Raw genomic sequence first — 12,949 nt, 5'->3', positions numbered from 1 at the left:
CCAGCTTCGCGCAGCAACTGGCGAGCCAACTGGCCAACCTGCGCGGCCACGTACCTGACTGCCAGCGAGGGCGGGCGTTGCCGTCCCACCCCCAAGGCAATGGTGCGCCGGATGCCGGGGCGCACGATGCGAGACACCGCCAGGGCGCCGGCGGCCAGCTCCTCGCTGACGGCCATGGCCGGCAGCAGGGTCATGGCCTGGCCGCTGAGCGCCACGTCCTTCATCATGTTGACGGTATCGACCTCCAGGGCGATGGCAGGGGTTACGCCGTGCCTGCGCAGCAGCGCATCGAGCATGCTGCGAAAACCGTTGGGCCGCGCCGGCAGCACCATGGGCTGGCCGGCCAGTTGCGCGAAGGATACGGTCGGCCGGGCCAGCAAGGCGGCGCCGGGCTTGCCGATCAGGCAGGTGTCCATGTGGCCCAGGACGTCCTCGCCCGGCTTGGCCGACTCGCCGTAGCGGTTGACGACGATCATGTCCAGGCGGCCAGAGGACAGTTGCTCGTCCAGGGCGCCGCTGAAGCCTTCGCTCACGTGCAGGCGCACCTGGGGCGCCTGTTCGCGCAAGCGAGCCAGCAGCGGCGGCAGCAACCGGCGCGACATCGACGGCAGCATCCCGACATGCACCAGGCCGGTGGGTACGCCGGCGGCATCCCGGGCCGCCACGTCCAGCCGGTGCAGCTCGTCCACCAGGCGCTGCACCTGCGGCAGCATGCGCGCGCCCAGCGCCGTCAGCACCATGCCGCGCCCTGTCCGGTCGAACAGGCGGCCACCCCAGGCGGTTTCCAGCTCGGCGATCTGCTGGCTGACCCGCGAGGTGGCCATCTCGGCCGCCAGGGCGGCGCGCGACAGGGAGCCGGCCTCGGCGACCTGGAGAAAGGTGGCAAGCAGGTGCAGCTTCATGATTTCAGTATATGTGAAATCTGAAATCTATTAATTCGTCTTTCAAGAATGGCTGGGAATGCCTACGCTTGCCCGGCAAGACGAAAACCACAACCGGAGACAAACCATGAACGCTTTGCGCAAGCTTGCCCCCCTGTGCCTGGCCGCCGCGGTATGGGCCGCCCCGGCGGGCGCCGCCCAGGACGCCGGCGCCTCCCCGCCCTATCCGCGCCAGCCCGTGACGCTGGTGGTTCCTTTCCCGCCCGGCGGCCCCACCGACGCCATGGCGCGCATGCTGGCGCAGGGCCTGGGCGAGCGCCTGGGCCAGCAGGTCATCGTGGAAAACCGCGGCGGAGCCGGCGGCAGCATCGCCGCCGAAGTGGTCGCCCGCGCGCCGGCCGACGGCCACACGCTGTTCTTCGGCACCACCGGCACGCTGGCGATCAACCCAAGCCTGTACGCGGACCTGCGCTACGACCCGGTCAAGGATTTCGCGCCGGTCAGCCTGATGGCCACCACCATGAACGTGCTGGTCGTGCCGCCCTCGCTGCCGGCTAGCAGCCTGGATGCACTCATCGCGCTGGCGCGCCAGCGGCCCGGCGAGCTGACCTACGGTTCTGCCGGCAACGGCAGTTCGAACCACCTGTCCGGCGAACTGCTGCGCACCACGGCCGGCATCGATATCACCCATGTGCCCTACAAGGGCTCGGCCCCGGCGCTGGTGGACCTGATGGGCGGACGGCTGTCGATGATGTTCGACACCATCGCGCAGCAGGTCCAGAACATCCAGGCGGGCAAGGTCCGCGCACTGGTCGTGACCGGGCCGCAGCGCTCGCCGCTGCTGCCGCAGGTTCCCACGGCCCGCGAGGCCGGCCTGAAGGACTACGACGTCACGATCTGGTATGGCGTGGTCGCGCCTGCGAGCACGCCCGCGCCGGTGATCGACCGGCTCAACCGCGAGATCGCCGCGGTGATGGCCACCGGGACCATGCAGCAGCGCATGCGCGAGGCCGGTGCCGACGCCAGGACGAACACGGCGGCCGAGTTCGCCGAACTGATCCGCCACGACATCCGGAAATGGGCGCCGGTGGTCAAGGGCTCGGGCGCAAGCCTGAACTGAAGGCAGGCATCGATGAGCGACACGATAACGCTGGACCCTCGCCTGGCCGGCGCCTTCTCGCCGGCGCGCGTGGCCGTGGTCGGGGCGGCCGAAGACCGCAACAAGGTGGGAGGACGCCCCATCCACTACCTGAAGCGGTTCGGCTTTCGCGGCGAGATCTATCCCGTGAACCCGCGCCGCGAAACGGTGCAGGGCTTGCGAGCCTATCCTTGCCTGCAAGCCTTGCCGGCCGTGCCCGAAGTCGCCGTGGTGGCCGTATCGGCGCAAAACGCCACCGAGGTGATCGAGCAATGCGGCCGGCAGGGCATCGGCACCGCGGTGATGATGAGTTCGGGCTTCGGCGAGACTGGCCCACAGGGCATGGCCAGCCAGCGGGCCCTGGCCGAACGCGCCCGGTCCCTGGGCGTGCGGCTGGTCGGCCCCAACGCCCAAGGCATCGCCAATTTCGCCACGGGCGCGGTGCTCAATTTCAGCACGATGTTCATGGAAATGGCGCCGCAGGACGGCCCCGTCGCCATCGTCAGCCAGAGCGGCGCGGCCAGCGTCATGCCCTACGCCATGCTGCGCGAACGCGGCATCGGCGTGCGCTACCTGGTCGCCTCGGGCAACGACGCTGACGCGGGCGCGTGCGAACTTGCGCTGGTGGCGGCCAGCGATCCGCACATCGCCGTGGTGCTGCTGTACCTGGAATCCTTGCCCGAGCCGGCCATGCTGGCCGAAGTATCGCGCCGTGCGCGCGCACGTGGAGCCAGCGTCATCGCCCTGAAGGCCGGTCGCAGCGCGCGCGGCGCGCAGGCCGCGGCCTCGCACACGGGCGCGCTGGTCAGCGACGACGCGGCGATCGACGCCTTCCTGCAGCGCCACGGCATCTGGCGCGCGCGCGACATCCACGGCCTGGTCAACGCCGTGTCCCTGTACCTGGCCAAGCCGCCCCGGCCGGCCGGCGAGTTGGTCGTGATGAGCCACAGCGGTGCCGTCGGCGTGCTGTGCGCCGACACCGCGCAGGACCTGGGCCTGCCCCTGGCGGAACTGGGCCAGGCCACGCAAGCCGCGCTGGCCGAGGTGATGCCGGCCTTCGGCGCCGCGCAGAACCCCGTCGACCTGACGGCCGCGCTGCTGACGCAAGGCAATATGTTCGCGCGCACCCTGGACGTACTGGCGGCCGACCCGCGCGCCGATCTGTTCCTGATCGGCGTGCCGGTGGCCGGTGAAGGCTATGACTTGCCGGGCATGGCCGAGGCGGCCGCGCGCTTTGCCCGGCGCCACGACAAGCCCACCGCCGTCAGCGCGCCGCAGGCGGCGGTGCGGGACAGCTTCGCGAAACAGGGCCTGCCGGTATTCGCCCACGAGGGCGATGCGCTGGCCGCCCTGGCCCAATGGCGCGGGCACGGCCGGCTGCTGCGCGATGCGGCCCGGCGCGACGCCCTGCCGGCCGGATCCGCACCGGCCTTCGCGCTGCCTGCGCCCGGACCGGGCGGCTGGCTGGACGAGGCGCAGAGCCTGGCCCTGCTGGCGCAGGCGGGCATTCCGGTGGCCGCCCATCGCCTGTGCCGCACGCAGGCCGAGGCCGAGAGCGCCTGGGAAGCCTTGGAAGGCCGGGCGGTACTCAAGGCCTGCTCGGCCAGCATCCCCCACAAGTCCGAACACGGCCTGGTGTTCCTCGACGTGGCATCGCGGCAGGACGTGGCGCGGGCCTGGCAGACATGCCGGCAACGCGTCGCCGCGCTGGACGTGCCCTTCACCGGCATGCTGGTGGCGCAACGCGTGGACGCCCGCCGCGAATTTGCGCTGGGCGTGCGCATGGCGCCGGGCATCGGCCCGGTGGTCATGGTCAGCGACGGCGGCAAGTATGTCGAGGCCCTCAAGGACTTCGCCGTACTGCTGCCGCCCTTCGACGAGCAGGACGTGCTCCTTCAGCTGGCCCGCCTGCGCATGGCACCGGTATTCGGCGGCGTACGCGGCGAGCCGGCGCTGGACCTGCATGCGGTGGCCCGCACGGCGGTGCGGCTGGGAAGACTGGCGGCCGCCCTGGCACCGGCGATCGAATCCATGGACCTGAACCCGCTGCGGGTCGGCGCCGCCGGTGAGCCGGCCTGCGCCGTCGATGCCGTGGTGCAACTGAAGGAGCACAACCATGCAACATGAAACCGGGCAGCCCGTGCGGCTCGACCTCGATGACGGCATAGCCATCGTGCGGCTGAACCGGCCGCAGGCGCTCAACGCCATCGATGGCGCCCTGCGCAGCGCGCTGACCGGCCAGCTGCAGGCGCTGGCCGCCCGTACGGACGTGGGCGCCATCGTCCTGACCGGCAGCGGCGAGCGGGCTTTCTGCGCCGGTCAGGACCTGCAGGAATCGGCCGCCATCACCGCCGACACCCTGCAGGACTGGCTGGACCGCCAGCACGCGCTTTACCAGGCGGTGCGCGACGTGGACCTGCCCATCGTGGCCGCGCTGAACGGCACCACCGTGGGCGCGGGCTTCCAGATCGCACTGATGTGCGACCTGCGGGTCGGCCATCCCACCTTGCGCATGGGCCAGCCCGAAGTCAAGGCGGGCCTGGCCAGCATCGTGGGCTCCTACCTCATGTCGCTGCAGATCGGCCACTCCCTGAACCAGCAGTTGTCGCTGAGCGCAGAACTGATCACCGGCGAGCGTGCGCATGCCTTGGGACTGGTCAACGACCTGGTGGCGCCCCAAGCGGTGCTGTCCCAGGCCCTGGCGCGCGCCCGCGCGCTGGCCGCACTGCCGCAGGCGGCGGTGCGCGCCACCAAGCGCCGCTTTCGCGAAGTCACCCAGGCCGGCTTCGAACAGGCCTGCGCGGCGGGGGTGCGCTACCAGCTCGAATGCTATGCCAGCGGCGCGCCGCAACAAGCCATGCGGGAATTCCTGGCCCGGCGCGCAGCTTCTTCATCCACCTTTACTTCGACGGATCGCGCATGACAGACATCGACACGCTCTACATCGACGGACGCTGGGCCCCGGCGCAGGGCACCGACAGCATACCGGCCATGGACAGCTATGACGAAACGCCCATGGGCCGCTACCGTACGGCCTCGGCGCAGGACGTGGACCGGGCCGTGCGGGCCGCCCGCCAGGCTTTTGCCGGCTGGTCCGGCACCCCGCTGGCGCGGCGCGTCGAGGCCGTGCGGCAGATCGCGGCCGAACTGCGCAGCCTGGAGCAGGCCCTGACCGAAAGCATCTCGCGTTCGGTCGGCATGCCCCGCAAGCTGGCCGCCCGCATCCAGGTGCAAGCGCCCATCGCGGCCTGGGACATGTATGCCGACCTGGCCGACGAGGTGCCCTGGACCTCGCGCATCGGCCATTCCCGCATCGACCTGCTGCCGGTGGGCGTGGTGGCCTGCATTACCCCCTGGAACTATCCGCTGCACCAGATCACCGGCAAGGTGGCCCCGGCGCTGCTGGCCGGCTGCACCGTGGTGCTCAAGCCTTCCGAACTGGCGCCCGCCAGCGCCTACCTGCTGGCCCAGGCCGTCGAACGCGCCGGCCTGCCTGCGGGGGTCTTCAACCTGGTGCATGGCACGGGCGAACAGGTGGGCGAGGCATTGACAAGCCATCCTGGCGTGGACATGGTCTCTTTCACCGGCTCGACCCGCGCGGGCCGGCGCATCGCCTCGGTGGCCGGCGCCGGCATCAAGCGCCTGGCGCTGGAGCTGGGCGGCAAGTCCGCCGCGCTGGTGCTGCCCGGGGCCGACCTGGCCGCGGCGGTCAAAGCCACGCTGGCCAGCTGCATGCTCAACGCCGGGCAGACCTGCTCGGCCACCACGCGCCTGCTTGCACCGCACGCCGAACTGGCCCAGGTGCGCGCGTTGCTGGCCGAACTGCTGCCCGGCTACCGGATGGGCGATCCGGCCGAACCGGCCACCCGGTTGGGCCCGCTGGTCTCGCGCGCGCAGCAGCAGAAAGTGCTGCGAACGATCGACGAGGCGATCAAGGCCGGCGCCAGGCCGCTCGGCGGGTCCAACGATGGATCCCGCAGCGCGGCGGACCAGGGCAGTGCGATGCGCCCGCCGGCCCAGGGCTATTTCGTGCCACCCACGGTACTGGAAGTCACGCCCGACATGGCCATCGCCCGCGAGGAAGTGTTCGGTCCGGTGCTGAGCCTGATCGGCTACGAAGACATCGAGCAGGGCATCGCCCTGGCCAACGACACGCCCTACGGACTGGCCGCGACCGTGTGGGGGGCCACACCGGAGGCAGCGCTGGCTGTCGCTTCGCGGCTGCGGGCCGGGCAGGTCGACGTGAACGGGGCGCCCTTCAATCCGGCCGCGCCCTTCGGTGGCTTCGGCTGCTCGGGGCTGGGCCGCGAGAACGGCCGGCACGGCATCGAGGGCTTTCTGGAGCCGCGCGCCATCCAGCTTCCTTCCGGCTACTGGCCGCAAGCATCCCAGGACTGAGGAGACGACATGTCCTACGAACAGATCGATTACCAGGTCGCCGACGCCGTCGCGACCATCACCCTGAACCGCCCCGCGCGCATGAATGCCCTGACCCGCATCATGGAAGCGGAACTACGCAGCGCCATCGAGGCCGCCGACGCCGACCGGCGGGTCAAGGTCATCGTCCTGACCGGCGCGGGCCGCGCCTTCTGCGCCGGCATGGACATGCAGGAACTGGAAACGCTGCCGCCCGAGGACATCCGCGCCGAGCGCTGGATGCGGCCCTACGACATGAACCGGCGCGCCGACTACCAGACGCGCTATTCGTACTTTCCGGCAGCTGGCAAGCCCATCGTCTGCGCTATCAATGGGGCGGCAGCGGGACTGGGGTTGGTCATGGCGCTGTACAGCGACTTTCGCATCGCTTCGGGACAGGCGGTGTTCGCCACTGCCTTCGCCAAGCGCGGTCTCATCGCCGAACACGGCATCGCCTGGATGCTGCCGCGCATCGTGGGGCATGCGCACGCCACCGACCTGCTGATGACCTCCCGCAAGATCGACGCGGCCCAGGCACTGGCCATGGGCCTGGTCCATCGGGTCGTCACCGCCGACCAACTGGCGGACGCGGCCCGGGACCTGGCTCTTGAACTGGCCACGCAGGTCTCGCCGCGTTCGCTGCGCGTCATGAAGCGGCAGATATGGGAAGCCCCTTTCCAGACGCTGGGCAAGGCCATCGCCTTGGCCAATGCCGAAATGGTAAGCAGCCTGCAAAGCGAAGACTTCAAGGAAGGCGTGGCGCACTTTCTGGAAAAGCGGGCGCCACGCTTCACCGGGGCCTAGGTTGCCGGGCGGCCCGGACCGCCCCCGGCCTGCCTCACTCGACCTTGATGTCCGCCTTGCGCACCACCTGCGCCCATTTGGCGACTTCGGCCTTCTGAAACCGCCCGAATTCGTCCGGACCGGCACCCGAGATGGTCAGCCCCAGCGCCTTCAGGCGCTTTTGCACGTCGGGCTGCTGCAAGGCCTCGTGCATCGCCTTGTGCAGCTTGTCGACGATGGGGCGCGGGGTGCCGGCGGGCGCGAAGACGCCCTGCCAGGAAACCACTTCGTAGCCGTCCAACCCCTGCTGCGCCAGGGGCCGGACGTCGGGCAGCACGTCCGAGGGCTCGCTGGATGTGACCGCCAGCGCACGCAGCTGGCCGCCCTCGATCAAGGGCACGGCCGAGGTGATGTTGTCGAACAGCAGGTCGATCTCGCCGGCCACCAGCGCCTGCAGCGAAGGACTGCTGCCCTTGTAGGGCACGTGCAGCATTTCCACGCCCACCATGGCCTCGAACAGTTCGCCAGCCAGGTGCTGGGACGATCCCACGCCCGAGGAGCCATAGGTCAGGTTGTCCTTTTTCTCGCGCGCGCGGGCGATGAGCTGCTCGACCGACTCGATGCCGCTGTCGGCCTTCACCACCAGCACGTTGGGCAGGGTACCGGTAAGGATGACGGGGACGAAGGACTGGACCGGATCGTAGCCGATGGATGGATAGATGCTGACGTTGATGGCGTGCGAGCTGATCGTGCCGCCCACCAGCGTGTGTCCGTCCGGCTTGGCGCGGGCGGCCTGGGCCGAGCCCAGGCTGCCGCCCGTGCCGGGCCGGTTCTCGATCACGATCGGCGCGCCCAGGCTGTTGCCGATGGACTGGCTGTAGACGCGGCCCAGGATGTCGGTGGCGCCGCCCGGGGCGAAAGGCACGATATAGGAGATGGGCTGCCTCGGCCATTCGTCGGCCGCGTGCACGCCGGGCCCTGCCAATGCAAAAAGGGCGAAGGCCCAGGCCATAGCGCGCCATGCGCGCGGCCCTTGCCATGTGGCGTTCATGATGCTGTCTCCTCGCGTCGTGCCGGCCCCCTGCGCGGGGCACGGCGTCTGGCGCGGCGGTGCGGCTGTTCTGTCGACGGCTCGCTCCCCGGCATGCCGTTTCAGCATAGCAGGAATGCAGCGCGCCTTCGAGCCATCGCAAGTTTCCGGCGGCTAGGCGGCCAGCGAACGCATGGCCGGGGCGGGCACTGGCCCGGCCATGGACAGCAGTTGCTTCAGATGGCGCGCCTCTTCCAGCGGGCTGCGGCCGAACAGCCGCTTGAACTCGCGGCTGAACTGCGAAGGGCTTTCGTAGCCGACCTTTTCGGCGGCCACCGCCGCGCTGGCGCCGTGGCGGATCATGATCAGGCGGGCCTGGTGCAGGCGCATCGACTTGATGTACTGGATCGGCGAAGTGGCCGTCACCGCCTTGAAATGCGCATGGAAGGCCGGCACGCTGAGATTGGCTTCGCCGGCCAGCGTGGCCACGTCCAGGTCCTGCGCGTATTGGGTATGGATGCGCCGCAGCACCTTGGCGATGCGGCCGAAGCTGCCGCCGGCAAGCATGGCCGCGCGCAGGCCCCCGCCCTGCTCGCCGGCGAGCACGCGGTAGGTGATCTCGCGCACGATGGACGGCCCCAGCAGCCGGGCCTCCTCGGGCACGCACATGGCTTGGAGCAGGCGCAGCAGCGCGTCCTGCAGTTTCTCTTCCATGGGGGTGGCGCACAGCGTCACGGGCTTGGCCGGCTGGCGCCCGGCCGTCTCGTCGATGCCCATGGCCAGCTCGGCCGTCATCGCCGGATCGATGCGCAGCGCCAGCCCCAGCATGGGTTCGGCCGCGCTGGCCTGGGTCTCGGTATTAAAAGGCAGGGGCACGGACAAGGCCAGGTAATGGCCCGCGTCATAGACATACAGCTTGCCCCCGTGAAAGCCGCGCTTGCGCCCCTGGATCACAAAAACGATGCTTGGCTCGTAGAGCGCCGGCGTCAGGGGCAGCGGCCGGTCCGATCGCATCAGCGTCACGTTCTCGAGCAGGGACTGGGTGTAGCCCTCGCCAGGCGCCAGGCGCTTGACGAGTTCGACCATCCTGGCCCGGCGTGCGGAATCGTCTGTCGTCAAGGACATAAAAAATCCAGGAAACATAGCAACAGGCGATAGGTTACCCCTGCACATGCACCGTTTCCATATCGACAAATACGATTAGGCAATGATGGGATAAGAAATGGTCTTAGCGCGGGGCCGCCCGGCCCCTAGCATGCAGGGCATGGGGCCGAGCCCGCGCCCCGGACCACGCCGGCCCGCCTCCAAGGCAGCGCGCCGGCCAGCCTCGGAGAACAGCCATGGATCATCAAGCAAACAGCAAGGTCATACTGCTGACCGGCGCCAGCAGCGGTATCGGCGAGGCCGCTGCCCGGCTGCTGGCCGCGCGCGGACACCGCCTGGTGGTGGGCGCGCGCCGCGCCGACCGCCTGCAGGCCCTGAGCGACAGCGTGCGCGCGGCAGGCGGCCGGATCGAGTTCCGCACGCTGGACGTTACGCGCCGCGAGGACCTGCAGGCCTTCGCCGATTTCGCGCTGCAGACGCACGGGCGCATCGACGTGATCGTCAACAACGCCGGCATCATGCCGCTCTCGCCCATGGCCTCGCTCAAGGTCCAGGAGTGGGACCGCATGATCGACGTCAACATACGCGGCGTGCTTTACGGCGTGGCCGCCGTGCTGCCCACGATGCAGCGCCAGGGCAGCGGCCAGATCATCAACATCTCCTCGATCGGCGGGCTCTATGTGGTGCCTACCGCCGCCGTGTACTGCGCCACCAAGTATGCCGTGCGGGCCATCTCCGACGGATTGCGCCAGGAACACGACAAGCTGCGCGTGACCTGCGTCTATCCCGGCGTGGTCGAATCGGAGCTGGCCGACACCATCACCGATCCGACGGCCGCGCAGGCGATGCGGGCCTATCGCCAGATCGCGCTCAAGCCCGAGGCCATTGCCGCCGCCATCGCGCACGTGATCGACCAGCCTGCCGACGTGGACACCAGCGAAATCGTGGTGCGCCCGACCGCCAGCCAATAACCGCCGCCCCCGGCTTGAACAAAGGAGCCCCCCATGCAGGCATCGATCCTGAAACCGGCCCTGGCCGCCCTGGCGCTGGCCGCTTCGGCGCCCTTGCACGCCACCACGACCGAGGCGCGCAGCCAGCGCGGCGCCGAGGTCATCCGCACGCTGAACAACGGCCAGGAACAGCCCACGCTGGAGGCGATGCGGCGCGAGTTTCCCTTCCTGGCGCAAGCCACCGAGGCCTATGCGCTGGGCGACGTGTGGAGCCGTCCCGGGCTGGACAACCGCACGCGCCAGCTGGCCGCCGTCGCAGCCATGGCGGCATTGGGCCATACCGGCATGATGCGCGTGCACGCGCAATATGCGCTGAACATCGGCGTTTCCGAGGACGAGCTCAAGGAAGTGATCTACATGATCACAGTGCCGGCGGGGTTTCCACGGGCGATCGGCGCCTCGCAGGTACTGGGCCAGCTGTTCGAGGAGCGGCGCGCCGCCGCGGGCAAATAAGCAGCGCAGCCGTCCGAGCCGGTCAGCGCATGTTGCCGATGATGGAAGCGCGGCTTTCCTGCATTTTCTGGATGAAGTTGGTCATGACGTCAAAAGCCTCGTTGCGCTTGTTGTTCATGCTTTGCAAGCGCAGCATGTCCATCTGCTGGCTGTTGGCGTTCGAATCGATAAGGCTCTTGACGCGGGTAACGGCGCTGTCCACGTCGGCGCGCGTGGGCACGTCGCCCGAGCCCGGCGGGAACAGCGGGTTCAGGCTGGCCTTGCCAGCCAGCTCGGCAAGGTTCGCCAGCCCTTGCCGGTTCTCGGCCGTGTCGGGCAGGCGGTCTTGCGGCTGGCTGCCGGAGGCGAACTGCGCGCGCAAGGCGTTCAGCGCCGTGCCGACCTCGTTGAGCATGGCGATGGATTCGTTGCGCCGCTGCACCGCCTCTATCTGGTCCTTGAGTTGCGTATCGAGCAAACGGGTGCGCTCGGACTGGACCGCCAGCAATGCGGTTTGCAGGTCCATGCCGGCAAGGTCGATGCCGGCGATGCCGCCGGATCCGGCAATGGCGTTAGGGATGTTCACGGTTTGCTCCTTTGACCGGCCTGGCCGGCGTAACGGGTGGATGCTCGAACGCATGAACTGAGTAACCGGCAAGGGCTGGCGGTTCCACCGGCTCCGAAGGCGCTTGGACAGCGGGCGCGCACCCTGGATGCCGGGGACGGGCCGGCGCGATAGCGCCCTTGCCCCGCCCCCTCAGGCCGGCGCCGCGGCCCGGTCCAGCTCGATGGCGCCGGCGATGCGCAGCGCGGCCTGCAGCAGCGCCGCATCGGCGCCGGGCGCCGCCATCGCCATCATGCCCAAGGGCAGTCCCGTGTCCGCCCAGCCCGTGGGAATCGTGGCGATCGGCCCGCCCAACGCGGTAAACGGCACGATGAAGCCGGGATCGCCCGTGGCCGTGCCCGCGGGCGCGGCGCCGGGCGCCGCCGGAAACAGCAGGGCGTCGTAGCCGGCCCAGGCCTGCCATACCCGCAGCTGGGCGGCCATGATGCCGGCGCGCGCCCGGGCATACGCGGACGTGTCTATGGCGCCGCCTCGTTCGATGGCCGCGCGCAAAGAGGCCGTCACCTGGTCCGCCGGCGCATCCAGCAGGCCGCGATGCACGCGGCCGACCTCGTACTCCAGCATGCACAGATGGTGCGCGGCCAGCTCGGCCAGGTCGCACACCGGTGCCACGAACTGCACCGCGTGCCCGGCCTCGCGCAGCTTTTGCGCGGCCTGCTCCAGGTCGCGCCGCACGTCCGCCTGCGCCCGGTCCAGCAGCGGATCCTGCACGATGCCGATGCGCAGGCGCGCAGGGGCCGGCGGCGCGGCATGGCGCCAGGCAAACACGGCATGCGCCACGGCCGCCACGTCGGCCAGGCGATAACCGAACCAGCCGACCGTGTCGAAGGCGGGCGCGAACGGCACCACGCCAAAGGTCGAACCGGTGTGCGTCCCGGGCTTGAACGCGGCGATGCCGCAGTACGCGGCCGGACGCACCACCGAGCCGGCCGTCTGGGTGCCGACGCTGACCGGAACCATGCCGGCGGCCACCGCCGCCGCCGGGCCGCTGCTCGAACCGCCAGGCGTATGCGCCAGGTTCCAGGGATTGCGCGTGGGCGGGGGCCCGTCGAAGTAGGCGAACTCGGTGGTGTGGACCTTGCCCATGATGACCGCCCCGGCCGCGCGCAAGGCGGCCACGATGTCCGCATCCGCCCCGGCGCCCGGCTGCCCGGCCCGCGTGCGGCTGCCCGCGCGCGTGGGCAGGCCGGCAACGTCGATCACGTCCTTGATGGCGACCGGGATGCCATGCAGGGGGCCCAGGCGCTGTCCGGCGCGCAGCGCCTGGGCAGCCTGCCGCGCTTGCTGCCGCGCCTGCTCCCGGTCCAGCACCACCCAGGCCTGCACCTGTGGCTCGATCTGGTCGCAGCGCGCCAGGCAGCGCTCGAGAAGCTGGACGGGATCGAGCGTGCCCTGGCCGATGGCCTGGCTTAGCGACGCAATACTGCCGGGATCGAAGGCAAGAGAAGTCATGATGGTCTGGCGCACAGCGGGTTGGCGACCGTCGCGCGGGGCTACTCGCCCCGGCGGCACGTGCCCAGATTATCAGGC

The 12,949-nt window shown here is 70.0% G+C and carries 12 protein-coding genes; 7 read left to right on the top strand and 5 right to left on the bottom strand.

The annotated features are described in order from the left end of the window. A partial coding sequence (locus V8Z80_RS16100) for a LysR family transcriptional regulator (RefSeq protein ID WP_336062717.1) occupies window positions 1–902 on the bottom strand: 902 nt, incomplete at its 3' end. A gap of 106 nt (window positions 903–1,008) precedes the next feature. Here V8Z80_RS16100 and V8Z80_RS16095 point away from each other — a divergent pair. From V8Z80_RS16095 to V8Z80_RS16075, 5 genes are read left to right on the top strand one after another with little or no spacing between them, the layout of a single operon-like run. Next, window positions 1,009–2,001, top strand: a complete 993-nt coding sequence (locus V8Z80_RS16095) for a tripartite tricarboxylate transporter substrate binding protein (protein ID WP_336062715.1) — start codon at window positions 1,009–1,011, stop codon at window positions 1,999–2,001. 12 nt (window positions 2,002–2,013) lie between these two features. Beyond that, window positions 2,014–4,146, top strand: a complete 2,133-nt coding sequence (locus V8Z80_RS16090) for an acetate--CoA ligase family protein (RefSeq protein WP_336062713.1) — start codon at window positions 2,014–2,016, stop codon at window positions 4,144–4,146. After that, on the top strand, window positions 4,136–4,942 hold the full coding sequence (locus tag V8Z80_RS16085) for an enoyl-CoA hydratase/isomerase family protein (RefSeq protein ID WP_336062711.1): 807 nt from the start codon (window positions 4,136–4,138) through the stop codon (window positions 4,940–4,942). The genes V8Z80_RS16090 and V8Z80_RS16085 overlap by 11 nt, the downstream gene beginning before the upstream one ends. Beyond that, the gene (locus V8Z80_RS16080; RefSeq protein ID WP_336062709.1) at window positions 4,939–6,417 is read left to right on the top strand and encodes an aldehyde dehydrogenase family protein; all 1,479 of its coding nucleotides are present in this window, start codon (window positions 4,939–4,941) and stop codon (window positions 6,415–6,417) included. The genes V8Z80_RS16085 and V8Z80_RS16080 overlap by 4 nt, the downstream gene beginning before the upstream one ends. Window positions 6,418–6,426: 9 nt before the next feature. After that, window positions 6,427–7,239, top strand: a complete 813-nt coding sequence (locus tag V8Z80_RS16075) for an enoyl-CoA hydratase (protein WP_336062708.1) — start codon at window positions 6,427–6,429, stop codon at window positions 7,237–7,239. A 34-nt stretch (window positions 7,240–7,273) separates the two neighbouring features. Here the strand turns inward: V8Z80_RS16075 and V8Z80_RS16070 are convergent, their stop codons facing one another. Both V8Z80_RS16070 and V8Z80_RS16065 read right to left on the bottom strand, forming a co-directional pair. Continuing rightward, the gene (locus V8Z80_RS16070; RefSeq protein ID WP_336062706.1) at window positions 7,274–8,269 is read right to left on the bottom strand and encodes a Bug family tripartite tricarboxylate transporter substrate binding protein; all 996 of its coding nucleotides are present in this window, start codon (window positions 8,267–8,269) and stop codon (window positions 7,274–7,276) included. 153 nt (window positions 8,270–8,422) lie between these two features. Continuing rightward, window positions 8,423–9,373, bottom strand: coding sequence for an AraC family transcriptional regulator (locus tag V8Z80_RS16065; RefSeq protein ID WP_336062704.1), 951 nt, complete (start codon window positions 9,371–9,373; stop codon window positions 8,423–8,425). Between the two features lie 215 nt (window positions 9,374–9,588). On the opposite strand from V8Z80_RS16065, the gene V8Z80_RS16060 reads away from it, so the two are divergent. Together V8Z80_RS16060 and V8Z80_RS16055 are read left to right on the top strand one after the other, a co-directional pair. Beyond that, window positions 9,589–10,323: an SDR family oxidoreductase gene (locus tag V8Z80_RS16060; protein WP_336062702.1), complete on the top strand. Its 735-nt coding sequence runs from the start codon at window positions 9,589–9,591 to the stop codon at window positions 10,321–10,323. Window positions 10,324–10,356: 33 nt separating this feature from the next. Further along, window positions 10,357–10,815 carry a carboxymuconolactone decarboxylase family protein gene (locus V8Z80_RS16055; protein ID WP_336062701.1) on the top strand — a complete coding sequence of 153 codons (459 nt, stop codon included), beginning with the start codon at window positions 10,357–10,359 and terminating at the stop codon, window positions 10,813–10,815. A 22-nt stretch (window positions 10,816–10,837) separates the two neighbouring features. Here V8Z80_RS16055 and V8Z80_RS16050 read toward each other — a convergent pair whose 3' ends face one another. Continuing rightward, window positions 10,838–11,380 (bottom strand): hypothetical protein, encoded by a 543-nt coding sequence (locus V8Z80_RS16050; RefSeq protein ID WP_336062700.1) that lies wholly within the window; start codon window positions 11,378–11,380, stop codon window positions 10,838–10,840. 171 nt (window positions 11,381–11,551) lie between these two features. Continuing rightward, complete coding sequence (locus V8Z80_RS16045) at window positions 11,552–12,871, bottom strand: amidase (protein ID WP_336062699.1); 1,320 nt, start codon at window positions 12,869–12,871, stop codon at window positions 11,552–11,554. Window positions 12,872–12,949: the final 78 nt, after the last annotated feature.

Source organism: Orrella sp. JC864 (assembly GCF_037026685.1).
Classification (GTDB): Bacteria; Pseudomonadota; Gammaproteobacteria; order Burkholderiales; family Burkholderiaceae_B; genus Orrella.
This window is presented reverse-complemented; position numbering and strand designations above follow the sequence as displayed.

Coding starts and splice junctions, on each gene's coding strand:
- V8Z80_RS16095 (WP_336062715.1), top strand. CDS start 1,009: ATGAACGCTTTGCGCAAGCTTGCCCCCCTGTGCCTGGCCGCCGCGGTA.
- V8Z80_RS16090 (WP_336062713.1), top strand. CDS start 2,014: ATGAGCGACACGATAACGCTGGACCCTCGCCTGGCCGGCGCCTTCTCG.
- V8Z80_RS16085 (WP_336062711.1), top strand. CDS start 4,136: ATGCAACATGAAACCGGGCAGCCCGTGCGGCTCGACCTCGATGACGGC.
- V8Z80_RS16080 (WP_336062709.1), top strand. CDS start 4,939: ATGACAGACATCGACACGCTCTACATCGACGGACGCTGGGCCCCGGCG.
- V8Z80_RS16075 (WP_336062708.1), top strand. CDS start 6,427: ATGTCCTACGAACAGATCGATTACCAGGTCGCCGACGCCGTCGCGACC.
- V8Z80_RS16070 (WP_336062706.1), bottom strand. CDS start 8,269: ATGAACGCCACATGGCAAGGGCCGCGCGCATGGCGCGCTATGGCCTGG.
- V8Z80_RS16065 (WP_336062704.1), bottom strand. CDS start 9,373: ATGTCCTTGACGACAGACGATTCCGCACGCCGGGCCAGGATGGTCGAA.
- V8Z80_RS16060 (WP_336062702.1), top strand. CDS start 9,589: ATGGATCATCAAGCAAACAGCAAGGTCATACTGCTGACCGGCGCCAGC.
- V8Z80_RS16055 (WP_336062701.1), top strand. CDS start 10,357: ATGCAGGCATCGATCCTGAAACCGGCCCTGGCCGCCCTGGCGCTGGCC.
- V8Z80_RS16045 (WP_336062699.1), bottom strand. CDS start 12,871: ATGACTTCTCTTGCCTTCGATCCCGGCAGTATTGCGTCGCTAAGCCAG.